3 protein-coding genes are annotated in these 20073 nt (G+C 72.3%); all 3 read right to left on the bottom strand.

All coding sequences use genetic code 11. The features are described 5' to 3' along the window. Positions 1-1848, bottom strand: a 1848-nt coding sequence (locus tag AB0C66_RS31365) for a type I polyketide synthase (protein WP_362446208.1), incomplete at its 3' end; no start/stop codon positions are given. Between the two features lie 65 nt (positions 1849-1913). Then, on the bottom strand, positions 1914-6815 hold the full coding sequence (locus AB0C66_RS31360) for a type I polyketide synthase (protein ID WP_362446205.1): 4902 nt from the start codon (positions 6813-6815) through the stop codon (positions 1914-1916). Next, on the bottom strand, positions 6815-19990 hold the full coding sequence (locus AB0C66_RS31355) for a type I polyketide synthase (protein ID WP_362446202.1): 13176 nt from the start codon (positions 19988-19990) through the stop codon (positions 6815-6817). The genes AB0C66_RS31360 and AB0C66_RS31355 overlap by 1 nt, the downstream gene beginning before the upstream one ends. Between the last annotated feature and the right edge of the window lie 83 nt (positions 19991-20073).

The following is a 20073-nucleotide window of genomic DNA, read 5'->3' as shown; positions in this document are numbered from 1 at the left end:
ACCCCGCAACACACCCGACAGCCCCCACTCCACAAACCCCGACAGCGCCGCCTCACACTCCGCCATCCGCCGCCCGAACACAGGCGACACCTCAAGCAACTCCACCGCCATACCCACCCACTGCGACCCCTGCCCCGGAAACACGAACACGGGCTTTCCGACGGGACCCACGACACCCTGGGCCACCACACCACCGGGTTCGGCGCGGGAGAGCGCCGTGAGACCGGCGCGGAAGTCCTCCGGGGTCCGGCCGACCACCACCGCACGGTGGTCGAAGGTGGCACGCGTGGTGGCCAGGGAGTACCCCACATCGGCCGGGGACAGCCCGGGCCGCCCCTCCAGATGGGACACCAGCCGCTCGGCCTGCGCCCGCAGCGCGGTCTCGCTCTTCGCCGACACCACCCACGGCACCGACGTGCTCCCGACCGGGGCGACGGCGGAGGCGTCGGCGGCCGTCAACGGCGCTTCCTCGGGGGCTTGTTCGATGATGGCATGGGCATTGGTGCCACTGGCGCCGAAGGCGGACACCCCGGCGCGCCGGGCGCGGCCGGTCTCCGGCCACGGGCGCGGTTCCATGAGGAGTTCCACGGCGCCGGAGGACCAGTCGACATTGGGCGACGGCTCCTCGATATGCAGTGTCCTGGGCAGTGCGCCATGGCGAATGGCCTGCACCATCTTGATGACACCGCCGACACCGGCGGCGGCCGCGGTGTGGCCGACGTTGGACTTCAGCGAGCCCAGCCACAGCGGCCGGTCCGAGGGGCGGTTCCGGCCGTAGGTGGCGAGCAGCGCGCCCGCCTCGATCGGGTCGCCGAGTGAGGTCCCGGTGCCATGTGCCTCCACCGCGTCGACGTCCCCGCCGGACAGGGCGGCGTTGGCCAGCGCCTGGCGGATCACCCGTTGCTGCGCCCGGCCGTTGGGGGCGGTCAGACCGTTGCTCGCACCGTCCTGGTTGATCGCGGAGCCGCGGACGACGGCCAGCACCTCATGGCCGTTGCGCCGCGCGTCGGACAGCCGCTCCAGCAGCAGCACACCGACGCCCTCGCCCCAGGCGGTGCCGTCGGCCGTGGAGGAGAACGCCTGGCAGCGGGAGGAGGCGGACAGCGCCCGCTGACGGCTGAACTCGATGAAGCCGCCCGGTGTGGACATCACGGTGGTGCCACCGGTGAGCGCCATCGCGCAGTCACCCTGGCGCAGCGACTGGCAGGCCATGTGCAGGGCCACCAGCGAGGACGAGCACATGGTGTCGACCGTGACGGCGGGGCCCTCCAGGCCCAGGGTGTACGCGACCCGGCCGGAGAGGATGGCGCCGGAGGCGCCCATGGACATCTGGCCTTCGAGCCCTTCGGGGAGCCGGGTCAGTCCGCGGGCGTAGTCGAAGTCGGTGGCACCCATGAAGATGCCGGTGTCGCTGCCGCGCAGGGTCCCGGGGTCGATCCCGGCGCGCTCGAAAGTCTCCCAGACCACTTCGAGCAGCAGCCGCTGCTGCGGGTCCATGGTCAGGGCCTCACGGGGCGATATCCCGAAGAAGGCGGGGTCGAACCGGTCGGCGTCGTAGAGAAATCCGCCCTGGCGGGCGTAGGTGCGGCCCTCGATATCGGGATCGGGGTCGAAGAGGTTGGCCAGGTCCCATCCGCGGTCGGCGGGGAAGTCCCCGATGCCGTCGCGGCCCTCTGCCACGGCGTCCCACAGGTCCTCGGGGGACCGGATATCGCCCGCGTAGCGGCAGTTCATCGCCACGATGGCGAGGGGTTCGGGCGTCTGGAGGTCCTGGATCCGCCGGTGGGCGGCGCGGAGGTGGCCGGTGGCCCGCTTGAGGTAGTCGCGCAGCTTCTTCTCGTTGTCCATCTGTCGTCAGCTCCTCAAGAGGGCCGGAGTGCCGGTGGCAGCCGTGGGGGTCGGGCGGCGGGTCATCAGGCCGTGATCTCCCGGCCCAGCAGGTCGAACATCCCGTCGAGCAGGTCGAACATCTCGTCGTCGGTGGCCGCTTCGATGTCCTCCAACTCCAGTGCCGCGAGGGCGGACTGAGCACGGTCGGCGGCGGCGAGGGACGCGGTGTCCGCGGTCTCCCCGGCGGTGTCCCCGTGCGACGGCAGGAGTTCGTCGCGCAGCAGTCCGGCGAGGTCATCGGCGGTCGGATAATCGAAGACGAGGGTGACCGGCAGCCGCAGTCCGGTGGCGGCGTTGAGCCGGTTGCGCAGCTCGACCGCGGTGAGCGAGTCGAAGCCCAGTTCCTTGAAGGGCCGTCCGGACTCGACGGCGGTGGCATCGGTGTAACCCAGCGCGGCGGCGGCCTGTTCGGCCACCAGCTCGGCGAGCGCGGGGTCGCGGTCGGCGGGGCTCAGCCCGGCGAGCCGTGCGCGCAACGCGCCTCCGCCACCGCTCTCCTCCTGTTCCGCCCCGCCCGTCACCGCGCCGGTGGGGGCGGCGGCCTCGGGGATATCGGCCAGCAGCGGCAGGGGCCGGGTGGCGGACAGTGCGGGGGCGAAACGCTCCCAGTCGATGTCGGCCACCACGAGGAAGGGCTCGTCCCGTGCGACCGTCCGGCTCAGGATCCCGGCCGTCCGTTCGCCGTCCATCGGCGCCACCCCGCGCCGTCGGAGCTGGTCCGCCATCTCGCCGTCGATCATGCCGCCCCCGGCCCACGCGCTCCAGGCAACGCAGGTGGCGGGCAGACCCTCGGCGCGGCGCGACTGGGCGAGCGCGTCGAGACAGGCATTGGCCGCCGCGTAGTTGCCCTGGCCCGCGGCGCCCACGGTGCCCGCGATCGAGGAGAACAGCACGAACGCGTCGAGGTCCAGATCCCGGGTGAGCTCGTGCAGATGGTGGGCGCCCGACACCTTGGGGCGCAGCACCCCTTGGAGCTGCTCCGGGGTGAGGGCGTCCACGGTGGCGTCGTCGAGCGTGCCCGCGGCGTGCACCACGGCGGTGAGCGGATGGTCCACTCCGTCGCCGTGGTCCACTCCGTCGCCGGTGAGGGTGTCCAGCAGGGCGGCCAGGGCCTCGCGGTCGGCCACGTCGCAGGCGGCGATGGTCACCCGGGCACCGAGGCCGGTGAGTTCGGCCGACAGGGCGGACGCTCCCGGGGCGTCGGGGCCACGACGGCCGGCCAGCACCACATGTTCGGCGCCGTCGCGGACGAGGGTGCGGGCGAGCTGGCCGCCGACTCCGCCGGTGCCACCGGTGATGAGGACGGTGCCACGGGGCCGCCAGCCCTCGCCGGGCGGGGTGGCACCGGCTCGCCGCAGCCGCCGGGCGAGGGTGCCGGACGGGCGGATCGCCAGCTGGTCCTCACCGTCCTGGCGGGTGAGGGCACCGGTGAGGGCCATGAGCGCGGCGGTGTCGAGTCTCCCCGGCAGGTCGACCAGACCGCCCCAGCGCTGCGGGTGTTCCAGGGCCACGGCGCCTCCCAGACCCCAGATGAGGGCTTGGCGGGGAGCGGTCGGGCGGTCGGCGCCACCGGTGGCGACCGCACCGCTGGTGACACACCACAGGGGCGCGTCGACACCGGTGTCGCCCAGGGCCTGGACGAGGGTGAGGGTGGTGGCACAGCCGGTGGGCACGTCCGGCCATACGGGGTGCGGAGCCTCGTCGAGCGCGAGCAGCGACAACACGCCGACGGGGTTCCCGGCCCGGCCGAGGGCGTCGCTGAGCCGGGTGGCGAGCCGTGCGCGGTCGGTCTCCTCCGCGGCGATACCGACGAGGACGACCGTGGCGCCGCGTTCGGCGAGGTGGGCGGTGATGGCCTCGACGGCCGGGGCCGCGGCCCCGTCGGCGGGGGCCACCACCAGCCAGGCCCCGGACACGGCGGTGTCACCGGGGCGGTCGAGCGGCTGCCAGCCGATGCGGTAGCGCCAACCGTCCAGCTCCGCCTGGTCGTTCCGCCGGGTCCGCCACGAGGACAGCAGCGGGACCACATCGCTGAGCGGGGTGTCCGCCGCGGCGCCCAGCTCCGCCGTCAGGGTCTCCAGATCGGCACTGTCGACGGCGGCCCAGAAGTCGGCGTCGGACGGGCCGGCCGTGGCGGTGGTGTGTGCCGTCCGGGGCTCGACCCAGTAGCGGTCACGCTGGAACGGATAGGTGGGCAGGTCCACCCGCGGTCCGCCGCGGTCGGCGAACAGTCCCCGCCAGTCCACTTCCGCGCCCCGGACATACGCCTGGGCGAGCGAGAGCAGCATCCGCCGCGGACCACCCTCCTCGCGGCGCAGGGTGCCGATGACGGCCGCCGCGCCCTCGGCGTCCTCGATGGTGGACTCGATGGCGGCGGCCAGTACGGGGTGCGGACTGACCTCGATGAACAGCCGGTGGCCGCCGCTGAGCAGTCCGCGGGTGGCCGCTTCCAGCCGTACGGTCTCACGCAGGTTGCGCGCCCAGTAGGCGGCGTCGAGCCCGGCGGTGTCCATGGCCTCGCCGGTGACGGTGGAGTGGAAGGTGAGGCGTGAGGTGCGCGCGCGGATGGGGGCGAGGAGGTCGAGCAGTTCCTCGTGGAGGGATTCCACCTGCGCGGAGTGCGAGGCGTAGTCCACCGGGATCCGTTTGGCGCGGATGTCCTCGGACTCACAGACGGCCTGGAGTTCGCGCAGCGCGTCGGGCTCGCCCGACACCACCATCGCACCGGGACCGTTGACCGCGGCCAGCGAGATCCGCCCGTCCCACGCCGCGATGCGTTCGCACAGCGACTCCACCGGGAGCGCCACCGACATCATGCCGCCGCGGCCCGCGAGTCCACGGGCGATGGCCTGCGACCGCAGCGCCACCACCCGCGCGCCGTCCTCCAGCGACAGCGCACCCGCCACCACGGCCGCCGCGATCTCGCCCTGGGAATGGCCCATGACGGCCGCGGGGGTGACTCCGTACGTCCGCCATACCTCGGCCAGCGACACCATCACCGCCCACAGCGCGGGCTGGACGACATCCACCCGCTCGAGACCCGGCCCTTCGCCCCTCAGCACACCGGTCAGCGGCCAGTCCACGAAGGCCGACAGGGCCGTCTCGCACTCCATGATCCGCCGCGCGAACACCGGTGAGCTGTCGAGGAGTTCGACCGCCATACCCGTCCACTGGGAGCCCTGTCCCGGGAACACGAACACCGGACGCGCCTCGGCCGCCGCCGCGCCCTCGCCCCGTACGGCCTGCGTGGCCGCGGTACCGGAGGCCAGCGACTCCAGGCCGCCGAGCAGCGTGTCGCGGTCGCCGCCCACCACGGTGGCGCGGTACTCGAAGGCCGACCGGCCCACCGCGAGTGAACCGCCGACACCGGCCGGGGTCAGCTCGGGGCGGTCGGCCACATGGGACAGCAGTTCCGCGGCCCGCGCACGCAGCGCGGCCTCGCTGCGCCCCGAGAGCACCCAGGGCACCTGGGGCCCGCCGAGCGCGGTCCCGCCCGGTTCCGGGACGGTGTGCTCCGTCGCGTTCTCCTCGGCGGCCGGGGCCTGTTCGAGGATGACATGTGCGTTGGTGCCGCTCACGCCGAACGCGGACACCCCGGCGCGGCGCGGGCGGCCACGGTCCGGCCACGGCCTGGTGTCCGTCAGCAGCTCGACCGCGCCCGAGGCCCAGTTCACGGCGGATGTCGCGGTCTCGGCGTGCAGGGTTTTGGGCAGCACTCCGTGGCGCAGCGCCATCACCGTCTTGATGACACCACCGACCCCGGCCGCGGCCTGGGTGTGGCCGATGTTGGACTTCAGCGAACCCAGCCACAGCGGATGGCCGGACGAGCGGCCCTTGCCATAGGTGGCCAGCAGCGCGCCCGCCTCGATCGGATCGCCCAGCGCCGTACCGGTGCCATGCGCCTCGACGGCGTCGACGTCGTCCACCGACAGTCCGGCGCCGGAGAGCGCCGCCTCGATGACCCGGCGCTGTGCGGGGCCGTTGGGCGCGGCGAGGCCGTTGCTCGCACCGTCCTGGTTGACGGCGCTGGACCGCAGCACCGCGAGCACCGGGTGGCCGTTGGCCCGCGCGTCGGACAGCCGTTCCAGCAGCACCATGCCCGCGCCCTCGCCCCAGCCGGTGCCGTCGGCGCCCGCGGCGAACGACTTGCAGCGGCCGTCGGCGGCGAGTCCGCGCTGATGGCTGAACTCCACGAAGACACCCGGGGTGGACATGATGGCCGCACCGCCCGCGAGCGCCAGCGCGCATTCGCCACGCCGCAGCGCCTGGGCCGCGAGGTGCAGGGTCACCAGCGAGGACGAGCACGCGGTGTCCAGGGTGATCGCGGGCCCCTCGAGGCCGAGGGTGTAGGCGATCCGGCCGGACGCGACGCTGGTGACATTGCCGATGAGCAGATGGCCCTCGACACCGTCCGGCGCGTACTGCGGGTCCCCGCCGTACTGGAACGAGGCGAGCCCGACGTACACCCCCGCCTTGGTCCCCTTCAGCGACAGCGGATCGATGCCCGCGCGCTCGATGGCCTCCCAGGACACTTCGAGCAGCAGCCGCTGCTGCGGGTCCATGGCCAGCGCCTCGCGCGGCGAGATCCCGAAGAAGGCGGGGTCGAACCGGTCGGCGTCGTAGACGAACCCGCCCTCGCGGGTGTTGCAGGTGCCGGACCGGCCGGGATCCGGGTCGTACAGTCCCTCGACATCCCAGCCCCGATTGGCGGGGAACTCGGCGACGGCGTCCCGCCCGTCGGCCACCAGCCGCCACAACTCCTCGGGGGACCGGACACCGCCGGGGAAACGGCAGCCCATCGAGACGACGGCGATCGGCTCCCGCTCCGCGGTCTCGATCTCATCGAGACGGTAGCGGGCCTGCTTGAGGTCGGCGGAGACCCGCTTGAGGTAGGTGAGGAGTTTCTCTTCGTTCTCGTTCGCCATCAGGCAGCCCCGAATTCGTTGTCGATGAAGTCGAAGACCTCGTCGGCGGTCGCGGACAGAAGGGTGGTGTCGACGGATCGCGCCACGGTGTGCTCCTCCGGCGGCTCGCCCAGCTTCGCCATGAGGCGGTGGAACCGGGCCGTCACCCGCTCCCGCACCGCGTCGTCGGTCAGCAGCTCCGGCAGCGCGGACTCCCAGGTGTCCAGCTGGCCGAGGAGCGCGTCGGCGTCCGCCGCCGTGCGGTCCAGCGGCAGTTCGGCCCGCAGGTGCGCGGCGAGTGTCGCGGGTGCCGGATAGTCGAAGACCAGGGCGGCGGGGAGGTCGAGTCCGGTGACGGCGCTCAGCCGGTTGCGCAACTCGACGGCGGTCAGCGAGTCGAAGCCCAGCTCCTTGAACGCACGCCCGGTGGCGACCGCGTCGGACGAGGAGTGGCCGAGCACGGCCGCCGCCTGGGTGTGCACCAGGTCGCGCAGGGCCCGGTCCACCTCGTCGTCCGACAGCCCCGCCAGGCTCTCGACAAAGTCATGTCCCCGGTCGTCCTGTATGGCGGCGTCGCTGTCGGCGGGGGCGGCGAGGACGGCGCGCACCTCGGGCAGTTCACCGATCAGCGGACGTCGCCGGGCCGCGGTGAATCCGGGGACGAACCGGTCCCAGCGCACATCGGCGAGGACGAGCGAGGGCTCGCCGGTGTGCAGTGCCTCGCCGAGCGCCGCGACCGTCAACTCCGGTGCCATGGCGGGGAGTCCACGCCGGCTGAGATGCTCCGCCACCTCACCCTGCTCGATCATGCCCCGGTCGGCCCACGGCCCCCAGGCGACGGAGGTGGCGGGCAGACCTCGTGCCACGCGGTGTTCGGCGAGGGCGTCCAGGAAGGCGTTGGCGGCGGCGTACGCGCCCTGGCCGCCACTCCCCCAGGCCGCGGCGATCGACGAGAACAGCACAAACGCCTCGAGGTGGTCCGGCTCGAGCAGTTCGTCAAGGTGGCGGGCGCCCAGCACCTTGCCGTCGGCCATCTCCGCGAACTCCGCCACCGTGCTGTCGGCGAGCTGGGAGAACGCCACCACCCCGGCGGCATGGAACACCGCGCCGACCGGGTCGCCCGCGGCCGTGACATCGCCCAGCAGCGCGGCGACCTGGTCCCGGTCGCGTACATCGCAGGCGGCCACCGTGACCCGTACGGCGCCCTCGCCCAGCGCGACGAGCTCGTCGCGCAGTGCGGCGGCGCCCGGCGCGGCGAGACCACGGCGGCTGGTGAGCACGAGGTGTTCGGCACCCGTACGGGCCAGCCGACGGGCCACCTGGGCGCCGAGCCCCCCGGTGCCACCGGTGATCAGCACGGTGCCGTGCGGTTTCCAGCTCTCGCCGCCGGGGGTGCGCAGGGGCGCCCGGACGAGCCGTCGGGCGAACACCCCCGCGTCGCGCACCGCGAGCTGGTCCTCGGTGCCGCTCTCTCCGGCGATGCCCGCCAGCACCGCGCACAGCCGGTCCGCGGTCCGCTCGTCGACGTCCCCGCGGAGGTCGACCAGACCGCCCCAGCGCCCCGGGTGTTCCAGGGCGGCGACCCGACCCATGCCCCAGGTGGCCGCCTGCTCGGGACTGGCCACGGGGTCGGATCCACCCACCGACACGGCGCCGACGGTGGCGAGCCACAGCGGGGTGGTGACCCCGCCGTCACCCAGGGCCTGGACCAGCGCGAGGTTGAGGGCAAGTCCGGTGGTGAGCGCGGGGTGTTCGAGGTGCGGGCCGTCGTCGAGGGCGAGCAGCGACAGCACACCGGCCGGGGTGCCATGGCTCGCCATCGCCGTACGCAGCCCCTCGGCCACCGTGCCGCGCGTGGCGGTCGCGGGCAGCCGCAGGGGTACGGCCCGGGCGCCGCGCGTGTCGAGGGCGTGCAGTACGGCCGCCACCACGGCGCCGTCGGCCCGGTCTTCGGGGACCGCCACGAACCAGGTTCCGGAGAGGGCCGTCCGTGGCTCGTCGGCCACGGGTGACCAGGTGACGCGGTACCGCCAGGAGTCGATGGTGGCGCGGTCGCTCTGACCACGGCGCCAGGAGGAGAGCGCGGGCAGCAGATCGCTGAGCTGTGCCTGCCCGTCGATCTCCAGGGTGGCAGTCAGGGCGTCCAGGTCCTCGCGTTCGACCGCGTCCCAGAAGCGCGCCTCGACGGAGGTCGTGTCCACGGAGCCGGTCCCGGATGTGGACTTGGGGGTGGCGGGAGCTTCGAACCAGTAGCGTTGGCGCTGGAAGGCGTAAGTGGGCAGCTCGACGCGGTGGGCTCCACGGCCCGAGAACACCCGCTCCCAGTCCACCGCACCGCCATGGGCGTGCACCTGGCCGATGCCGGTGTACAACGCCTCGACCTCGTCGCGGTCCTTGCGCAGCAACGGAACGAACGCCGCCCCGGACACACATTCCTGACCCATCCCGCACAGCACGCCGGCCGGACCCAGCTCGACAAAGCGCGTCACCCCCTGAGCCCTGAGGGTGCGGATGCCATCGGCGAACCGCACCGCCTGCCGCACATGACGCACCCAGTACTCCGGAGAGCACACCTCCCCACCAGCCACCTCACCCGTCACATTCGACACGATCGGGACGACAGGCGCGCTATAGCTGATGCGATGCGCGACGGCGGCGAACTCGGCGAGCATCGGCTCCATCAACGGCGAGTGGAACGCATGCGAGACCCGAAGCCGCTTGCTCTTACACCCCACCGCCTCCGCGATCTCCAACACCGCTGTCTCCTCACCGGAGATGACCGTTGCAAGCGGTCCATTGACCGCCGCCACACTCACCCGATCCTCGAGACCCGCCAGATGCGGCAATACCTCGGCTTCAGGCGCCTGAAGAGACACCATCGCGCCACCCTCCGGCAACGCCTGCATCAACCGACCCCGAGCCGCCACCAAAGCGCAAGCATCCTCCAACGAGAACACCCCCGCCACATGAGCCGCCGCCAACTCACCCACCGAATGCCCCACCAAGAAGTCCGCCACCACGCCCCAGGACTCCAGCAGGCTGAACAGCGCCACCTCAAAGGCGAACAGCCCCGACTGCGTGAACACCGTCCGATCCAACGCCCCGGCATCCTCACCGAACACCACCGACCGCACCGAACCATCCAGACGACGATCCAACTCCGCACAGACAGCGTCGAAGACCGAAGCGAACACCGGGAAAGCCTCATACAACTCACGCCCCATACCCAGGCGCTGGGCACCCTGCCCCGTGAACATCAACGCCGTCCGGCCCTCGTCATCCGTCACGGCGCCGGGGGTGATACCGGAGGCGATCTGGTCGAGACCGCTGAGCAGCGCCTCACGGTCGGAGCCGACCACCGTGGCACGGTGGGAGAACGAGGAACGGCTCAACACCAGCGAATAGCCCACATCCACCGGCGAAAGCTCAGGCCGCGCCGCCACATACGCCCGCAACCGCTCCGCCTGCGCCCGCAACGCCCCCACACCACGCCCCGACACCACCCACGGCACCACATCCGTCACCACAGCCGTGTCCATGGGCTGCTCCGCGACGGTGTCCGTGTCAGCGGGCTCGTCGGGAGCCTCCTCCAGGATCAGATGGGCGTTGGTGCCACTGATACCGAAGGCCGAGACACCGGCGCGGCGCGCGCGTTCCGACCGGGGCCAGTCCCTGGCCTCGGTCAGCAGCTCGACCTCACCCGCCGTCCAGTCCACATGGGGTGTCGGCGCCTTGATGTGCAACGTCCTGGGCAGCAGCCCTTCGCGCAGCGCCATGACCATCTTGATGACCCCGGCGCCACCCGCCGCACCCTGTGTATGGCCGATGTTGGACTTGAGCGCACCGAGCCGCAGTGGCCGGTCCGCCTCACGTCCCTGGCCGTACGTGGCCAGAATGGCCTGTGCCTCGATGGGGTCGCCGAGCCGGGTGCCGGTGCCGTGTGCCTCCACGGCGTCCACCTCGGCCGCCGTCAGCCCGGCGTTGGCGAGCGCCTGCCGGATGACGCGCTGCTGGGACGGTCCATTGGGGGCGGTGAGGCCGTTGCTCGCGCCGTCCTGGTTGACGGCGGAGCCGCGTACGAGGGCCAGTACCGGATGGCCGTTGGCCCGTGCGTCCGACAACCGCTCCAGCAGCACCATGCTGACGCCCTCGCCCCAGCTGGTGCCGTCGGTGTCGGAGGAGAACGCCTTGGAACGTCCGTCGGGTGCGAGCCCGCGCTGACGGCTGAACTCGATGAACAGGCTGGGCGTGGACATCATCGTGGTACCGCCCGCCAGCGCCAACCCGCACTCCCCCTGGCGCAGCGCCTGCGCGGCCTGGTGAATGGCGACGAGCGAGGACGAGCAGGCGGTGTCGATGGTGAGCGCCGGACCTTCCCAGCCCAGGGAGTAGGCGATCCGGCCGGACACCACACTGGCGGCCTTGCCGGTCAGCAGATAACCCTCCATGTCCTGGGGAATCTCGCTGAGGTGTGCGGCGTAGTCCTGGCCGGTGCTGCCGATGAACACGCCGCCGGAGCCGCCCTTGGTGGTGTGGGGGTCGATGCCCGCCCGCTCCAGCGCCTCCCATGAGGTCTCCAGCAGCAGCCGCTGCTGCGGGTCCATGGCCAGCGCCTCGCGCGGGGAGATACCGAAGAACTCGGGGTCGAAGTGGTAGGCGTCGTAGAGGAAACCGCCTTCCTTCGCATAGCTCTTGCCGGGGGTGTCGGGGTTGGGGTCGTACAACTCCTCGACGTTCCAGCCGCGGTCGGTCGGGAACGTCGAGATGACGTCCCGGCCGTCGGCCACCAGCTTCCACAGGTCCTCGGGCCCGCGGACACCGCCCGGCAGCCGGCAGCTCATGGCCACGATGGCGATGGGGTCGTCGTCGACCGGGCGGATGGCGGCCACCACGGCCTCGGTGCGCTCCTCCTCGCCCAGGGCCTCGCGGCGCAGATGGCCGACGAGGACGGCGGGGGTGGGGTAGTCGAAGAGGAGGGTGGTCGGCAGCCGCAGCCCGGTGGCGGCGTTGAGCCGGTTGCGCAGTTCGACGGCGGTGAGCGAGTCGAAGCCCACCTCCCGGAAGGCCCGGTTGGCCTCGATCTCGTCCGAGGACGTGAGTCCCAGGACGGACGCGGCGTGTTCACGGACCAGGTCCAGCAGAAAGGGCTCCCGCTCGGCGGGTGGCAGCGCGGCCAACCGACCGCCGAAGGAGCTCTCGCCGCCGCCGGAGTCCCCGGCCGCCCCGGCAGCTCGTACGACACGCCGGGTGGGGGTCCTGACCAGACCGCGCAACCAGGCCGGGACGGCGGGCTGTTCCGGGGTGCCGCTCGCGGCCCGGCGACGCAGCTCGGCCAGGTCGAGCCGGACCGGCACCATGGTGGCATCGCCGACGGCCCGCGCGGCGTCGAAGAGTTCCATACCCTCCGCGCTGGGCAGTGGCCGGATACCGGAGCGGGCCATCCGCTGGACATCGGCGTCGGCCATGTGGCCGCTCATTCCGCTGCGCTGCTCCCACAGGCCCCAGGCGAGGGACTGGGCGGCCAGACCGCGGGCCCTGCGGTGCTGGGCCAGCGCGTCCAGGAAGGCGTTGGCGGCGGCGTAGTTGGCCTGTCCCGCGTTGCCGATGGTGGCGACGACCGAGGAGTACAGCACGAAGGCGGCCAGGTCGAGTCCGGCGGTCAGCTCGTGCAGATGCTGCGCCGCGTCGGTCTTGGGCCGCATCACCCGGTCGACGCGCTCGGGGGTCAGCGCGTCCACCACGCCGTCGTCGAGGACGCCCGCGGCGTGGATGACGGCGGTGAGCGGACGGTCGGCGGGTATCGCGGAGAGGACGTCGGCGAGCGCCCGACGGTCGGCCGCGTCACAGGCGACGACGGTGGCGGATGCTCCCCGCTCTTCCAGTTCGGCGCACAGTTCGGGCATGCCCTCGGCAGCGGATCCCCGTCGGCTGAGGAGCAGGAGATGCCGTACGCCGCCCTCGGTCACCAGGTGGCGGGCGACCAGGCCGCCGAGGGTGCCGGTGGCGCCGGTGATGAGCACCGTGCCCTCGGGGTCCATCCGGCGGCCGTCGAGGTGTTCGCCGGTTCCGACGGCCACCCGGCCCAGCCGTGGCACCCTCGTCCGGCCTTCGCGCAGCGCGGACTGGGGCTCGCCCGAGGCCACCGCGTGCGCCAGGCGGTCCGCCGACTCGGGGTGTCCATCGAGGTCGACCAGGACGAACCGGCCGGGGTTCTCCGACTGCGCCGAGCGCACCAGGCCCCACACCGCGGCGTGGGCCACATCAGGGACATCGTCGCCGGGTGCGGCCGCGATGGCGCCCCGGGTGACGAACACCAGCCGGGTGGCGGCCAGCCGCTCATCGGATATCCACGTCTGGATCAGGGCCAGCGCGCGGTGGGTGGCGGTGCGGGCCGCCTCGGCCACCTCACCGTCCCGCTCCCCCGGGCCGCAGGGCACGAGCACCACATCGGGCGCCTCTGCGGTGGTGTCGTAGGCCACCGCACCGACGGCCGGGCCGATGCCCAAAGTGTCGTCGCCGAGAACCGCCCAGTTCAGCGGTGGCGCGGTGGTCATGTCCGGGGTCGGCGACACGGGCCACTCCAGGCGGAACAGCGAGGGGTGGTGGGCGGGGCCGCCACCGCTCAGCTCCTCCGCGCTCACGGTGCGCGGCACCAGCCGTTCGACGGAGGCCACCGGTCGGCCGTCCAGGTCGGCCGCGCTGAGCGCGTAACCGCCCGGCCCGGCCGGGGTGAGGCGTACGCGCAGGGCCGTGGCGCCGGTGGCGTACAGCGTCAGCCCGCTCCACGAGGCCGCGAGCCGCGTCTCCCCACCGTCACCGGGAAGCCCCTCGCCGGGGAGGCCCTCACGGGGGATGTCGAGTGCTTCGACCGCCGCTTCCAGCAGTGCCGGGTGGAGGCCGTAACGCACGGCGTCGGCCAGCTCGTCCACGGTCAGTCCCACCTCGGCGAACAGATCGTCGCCGAGCCGCCACACCGCGACGGCACCGCCCACCGCCTCGACCGGAACGGCGTCGGCCGGTGGCCACACCGCGAGGTCGAAGGCCGGGGCCTGGGCACCGGTGCCGAGGACGGCCGTGGCACACCGGGTCCACGGCTCATCGGCATCGGCGTCCTCGGCGCGCGCGTGGACACGGAGCGTCCGCGCCCCCTCGCCGTCCGGGGCACCGATATGCACCTGGAGCACCATCGCGCCGTTCTCGGGCAGCACCAGGGGCGCGTCCAGCGACAGTTCGTCGATCCGGTCGCAGCCCACCCGGTCGCCCGCGCGCAGCGCGAGCTCGGCGAAGGCGCTGCCCGGCAGTACGGAGATGCCGGGGACGGTTCCGTCGGCCAGCCATGTGTGGCTCTGCGCGGAGATCCGGCCGGTGAACAGATGGCCGTTCCCTTCCGCGAGCGCCACCGCCGCGCCCAGCAGGGGGTGTTCGGCCGCGTCGAGTCCGGCCGCGGCCACATCGCCGGTCGCCACCGGCTTGTCCAGCCAGTAGCGCTGCCGCTGGAACGGATAGGTGGGCAGGTCCGCGCCGGGCGCGCCCCGTCCGGCGGTCGCCGCGGGCAGACCGAACACCCGGTCCCAGGCCGGTTCGACACCCTGGACATACGCTTCGGCGAACGAGGTGGCGAAGCGCTGTGCGTCGCCCTCCTCGCGGCGCAGGGTGCCGACGACGATCGCGTCCGCCCCGGTGTCCTCCACGGTCTGCTGGAGCGACATGGCGAGCATGGGATGCGGACTGCACTCGATGAACGCCGTGTGCCCGTCGGCCAGCAGCGCCCGGCTGGCGCGTTCGAAGTCCACGGGCTCGCGCATGTTCCGGTACCAGTAGCCGGCGTCCAGCCCGGTGGTGTCCAGCGCGCCGCCGGTCACCGTGGAGTAGTACGCGATCCGGGACGGCATCGGCGCGACACCCGCCACTTCGCGCAGCAGCCGCTCACGCAACGCGTCGACCTGCGGGGAGTGTCCTGCGGTGTCCACACCGGGGACCCTGCGCGACTTCACACCGTCGGCCGCCAGCTCGGCCATGAAGGCGTCCAGCGCCTCGGGGTCGCCGGAGACCGTCACGGTGGCGGGGCTGTTCACGGCGGCGATGCCCAGCCGCTCGCTCCAGGGCTCCAACCGTCCGGCCACCGCCTCGGCCGAGGCCAGCACAGACAGCATGCCGCCCTTGCCGCTCAGCTCGTACCACGCCTGGCTGCGCCGGGCCACGACCCGGGCGGCGTCCTCCAGCGAGAGCCCGCCCGCCACGTACGCGGCGGCGATCTCGCCCTGCGAATGTCCTACGACGGCGGCCGGTTCGATCCCGTACGAGCGCCACAGCGCCGCCAGGGACACCATCACCGCGAACAGCGCGGGCTGGACCACATCGATCCGGGACAGCGAAGGCGCGTCCGGCGCGCCGCGCAGCACCTCGCGCAACGACCAGTCCAGGAAAGGTTCCAGGGCGTCGGCACACGCCTCCAGCTGCTCGGCGAAGACGGGTGAGGACTCCCACAGCGCGTGCGCCATACCGATCCACTGCGAGCCCTGACCGGGGAAGACGAACACGGCCTTGCGTCCGCCGCCGGGCGCCGTGCCCTCGACCACGTTCGCCGCGGCAGTGCCACCGGCCAGCGCGTCGAGTCCATCGAGCAGCTGCTCCCGGTCCCGGCCGACCACAACCCCGCGGTGGTCGAAGGCGGTCCGGGTGAGGGCGAGCGCTCCGCCCAGCTCCGCCACATCGACGTCGCTTTCGGGACGGCCCGCGAGGTGGTCGCGCAGCTCCGCCGCCCGGGTGCGCAGCGCCTGCTCGGTCCGGCCCGTCAGCACCCAGGGCAGTACGGCGACGGGGGCCGATTCCAGCGGCTTCGGGTGCTCCAGGAGTTTCGGGGCCTCCGAGTGCTCCGGGGACGCGGTGTCCGCCGGTGCCTGCTCCAGGATGGCGTGTGCGTTGGTGCCACTGATGCCGAACGACGACACACCGGCGCGGCGCGGCCGCTCGACGGACGGCCACTCACGGGCCTCGGTCAGCAGCTCCACGGCCCCCGACGACCAGTCGACGTGCGGCGAGGGCTCGCGTACATGCAGCGTCCTGGGCAGCACACCGTGCCGCAGCGCCATCACCATCTTGATGACACCGGCCACGCCCGCCGCCGCCTGCGGATGGCCGACGTTGGACTTGAGCGAACCGAGCCACAGCGGACGGTTCTCGGGACGGCCCTGACCGTACGTGGCCAGCAGCGCACCGGCCTCGATCGGGTCGCCCAGTGAGGTGCCGGTGCCATGCGCCTCGACCGCGTCCACCTCGTCGCCGGACAGTCCGGCGTCGGCCAGGGCCTGCCGGATGACACGTTGCTGGGAGGGCCCGCTCGGCGCGGTCAGGCCGTTGCTGGCGCCGTCCTGGTTGGTGGCGGAGCCGCGTACCAGTGCCAGCACCTGGTGGCCGTTGGCGTGAGCGTCCGACAGCCGCTCCAGCAGCACCATGCCCACGCCCTCGCCCCAGCCGGTGCCATCGGCGTCGGACGAGAACGCCTTGCAGCGGGCGTCGGGCGACAGCGCCTTCTGACGGCTCAGCTCGACGAAGATGCCGGGACTGGACATCACCGTGGCGCCCCCGGCCAGCGCGAGCGAGCACTCGCCCTGGCGCAGCGACTGACAGGCCATATGCAGGGCCACCAGCGAGGACGAGCACGCCGTGTCGACGGTGACCGCCGGGCCCTCCAGCCCGAAGGTGTACGCGATACGGCCGGACGCCACGCTGGTGGTGCCGCCGGTCAGCAGATAGCCCTCGAACCCCTCCGACGCCTCGTCCATCCGCGGGCCGTAGTCCTGGGGCATGGCGCCGACGAACACGCCGCCGTCGCTGCCCTTCACCGAGGCCGGGTCGACACCGGCCCGCTCGAACACCTCCCACGCCGTCTCCAGCAACAGCCGCTGCTGCGGGTCCATCGCCTGGGCCTCGCGCGGGCTGATACCGAAGAACGCCGGGTCGAACTGGTCGGCCTCGTAGAGGAATCCGCCCTCGCGCACATAGCTGGTGCCATGGCGCGCCGGATCCGGGTCGTAGAGACCCTCCAGATCCCAGCCGCGGCTGGTGGGGAAGCCTGCGATGGCGTCCCGGCCCTCACTGACCAGCTGCCACAGCTCCTCCGGGGTACGGACACCACCGGGCAGACGGCAGCTCATCGCCACGATCGCGATCGGCTCGTCGTCACCGGCGGTGGCACGGCGGGTCGGGGCGACGGCCTCTGCCGGGGAACCGGCCACGACGTGCTGGACGTGGCGGGAGAGTGCGAGCGGGGTGGGGTGGTCGAAGAGGAGGCTGCCGGGGAACCGCAGGCCGGTGGCGGCACCGAGCAGGTTGCACAGTTCGACGGACATGAGCGAGTCGAAGCCCAGGTCCTTGAAGACCGTTTCCGTGTCGACGGCCTCCGGCCGCCGCTGGCCCAGCACGCGCGCGGTCTGCGTACGTACCAGGTCGAGCGCCACCCGCTCGCGTTCGGCGGGATCGGTCAGGGACGCGAACTCCGCACGCCACGACAGCGGTTCACCGGCGAGCGGGCCTGCGGCGTCGGGCAGCGGCGTGTCCAGCCAGTAGCGCTGGCGCTGGAAGGCGTAGGTGGGCAGATCGACGCGTCGGGCCCCACGACCCGAGAACACCCGCTCCCAGTCCACCACACCACCATGGGCGTGCACCTGGCCGATGCCGGTGTACAACGCCTCGACCTCGTCGCGGTCCTTGCGCAGCAACGGAACGAACGCCGCCCCGGACACACATTCCTGACCCATCCCGCACAGCACACCGGCCGGACCCAGCTCGACAAAGCGCGCCACACCCTGAGCCTCGAGGGTGCGGATCCCATCGGCGAACCGCACCGCCTGCCGCACATGACGCACCCAGTACTCCGGAGAGCACACCTCCCCACCAGCCACCTCACCCGTCACATTCGACACGATCGGGACGACAGGCGCGCTATAGCTGATGCGATGCGCGACGGCGGCGAACTCGGCGAGCATCGGCTCCATCAACGGCGAGTGGAACGCATGCGAGACCCGAAGCCGCTTGCTCTTACACCCCACCGCCTCCGCGATCTCCAACACCGCTGTCTCCTCACCGGAGATGACCGTCGCAAGCGGCCCATTGACCGCCGCCACACTCACCCGATCCTCGAGACCCGCCAGATGCGGCAATACCTCGGCTTCAGACGCCTGAAGAGACACCATCGCGCCACCCTCCGGCAACGCCTGCATCAACCGACCCCGAGCCGCCACCAAAGCGCAAGCATCCTCCAACGAGAACACCCCCGCCACATGAGCCGCCGCCAACTCACCCACCGAATGCCCCACCAAGAAGTCCGCCACCACACCCCAGGACTTCAGCAGGCTGAACAGCGCCACCTCAAAGGCGAACAGCCCCGACTGCGTGAACACCGTCCGATCCAACGCCCCGGCATCCTCACCGAACACCACCGACCGCACCGAACCATCCAGACGACGATCCAACTCCGCACAGACAGCGTCGAAAACCGACGCGAACACCGGGAAGGCGTCATACAGCTCACGCCCCATACCCAGGCGCTGCGCACCCTGCCCCGTGAACATCAACGCCGTCCGGCCCTCGTCATCCGTCACGGTCCCGGGGGTGATACCGGAGGCGATCTGGTCGAGACCGCTGAGCAGCGCCTCGCGGTCGGAGCCGACCACCGTGGCACGGTGAGAGAACGAGGAACGGCTCGACGCCAGCGAACAGCCCACATCCACCGGCGACAACTCAGGCCGCGCCGCCACATACGCCCGCAACCGCTCCGCCTGCGCCCGCAACGCCCCCACACCACGACCCGACACCACCCACGGCACCACATCCGTCACCACCGACGGCTGCGGTGCGACGGCTTCCACCGGCTCCGCCACCGGCCCCTGCTCCAGCACCACATGCACATTGGTGCCGCCCATGCCGAACGAGCTGACTCCCGCACGCCGCGGGGCGCCCCCGGCCGGGGTCCACTCGCCCAGAACGGTCTGGACCCGCAGGTTGAGTTCATCGAGGGGAATCGCGGGGTTCGGTGTCGCGTAGTTGAGGCTCGGGGGCAGTTCACCGTGGACCAGCGCGAGCACCGTCTTGATGAGCCCGGTGATTCCGGCGGCGCCTTCGAGGTGGCCCACGTTGGTCTTGGCCGAGCCGACCAGCAGGGGTGCTCCGGCGGGCCGGCCGGTGCCCAGGACCTCGCCCAGTGCCCGCGCCTCGACCGGGTCCCCGACCTTGGTGCCGGTGCCGTGCAGTTCGACGTACTGGACCTGAGAGGGGGCTACTCCCGCGCGCTCATAGGCGGTGCGCAGCAGGGCGGCCTGGCCCTGGGCGTCGGGGGTGGTCAGGCTGTCGCCGCCACCGTCGTTGTTGGCCTCGGAGCCGCGGATCACACACAGGACGGGGACCCCGTCGCGCAGCGCGTCGGTCAGCCGTTTGAGGACGACCAGGCCGCCGCCTTCGCCGCGCACATAGCCGTTGGCGCGGGCGTCGAAGGTGAAGCAGTCGCCGTCCGGGGAGAGTGCGCCGAACCGGGACGCGGCGAGGAAGCTGTCGGGGGCGACGTTGAGCTGGACGCCGCCCGCGAGGGCGGTCTCGGTCTCGCCGCGCCGCAGGCTCTCGCAGGCGAGGTGGACGGCGGCCAGGGAGGAGGACTGTCCGGTGTCCACGGCGACGCTGGGGCCGCGCAGTCCGAGCGCGTAGGAGACGCGGTTCGCGATCAGACCGCGGTTGAGGCCGGTCAGTGTGTGCTGGGTGATGGCGGACCGCTCGCCCCGGTGGGTCAGGGTCGCGTAGTCGTCGGCGATGGCTCCGACGAAGACGCCGGTGCGGCTGTCCTGGAGCCGGGCCGGGAGGACACCCGCGGACTCCAGTGCCTCCCAGCACAGTTCGAGGGCCAGCCGCTGCTGGGGATCCATCGCCAGGGCCTCGCGGGGGGAAATCCCGAAGAACTCCGGATCGAAGGTGTCCACTTGTTTGACGAAGCCGCCGCGTCGAATACCGGCGTCCCGGAGTTGTGCGGCGTGCCGGTCGTCCGGGATCTCCGTGATGGCGCTCTCGCCATTGCGCAGCAACTCCCAGAACTCGTCCGGGGTCGACGCGCCGGGTATGCGGCAGGCCATACCGATGACGGCGATGTTCTGGTCACTCACCATCTCGTCGCCCACCACCTCGTCACGCGCCACGGACTTCTCCGACATCACGACCTCAGACTCTTCTCTCAGAAATTGAGAACGCATGGAATGGACTCACCATGATCCATAACTCGACGGTATCGGGACCG

Origin of the sequence: Streptomyces sp. NPDC048636 (genome assembly GCF_040650655.1) — a bacterium.
Lineage (GTDB): Bacteria > Actinomycetota > Actinomycetes > Streptomycetales > Streptomycetaceae > Streptomyces.
Note: the sequence above shows the minus strand (reverse complement) of the source record. Positions and strands in the feature narration are given on the sequence as shown.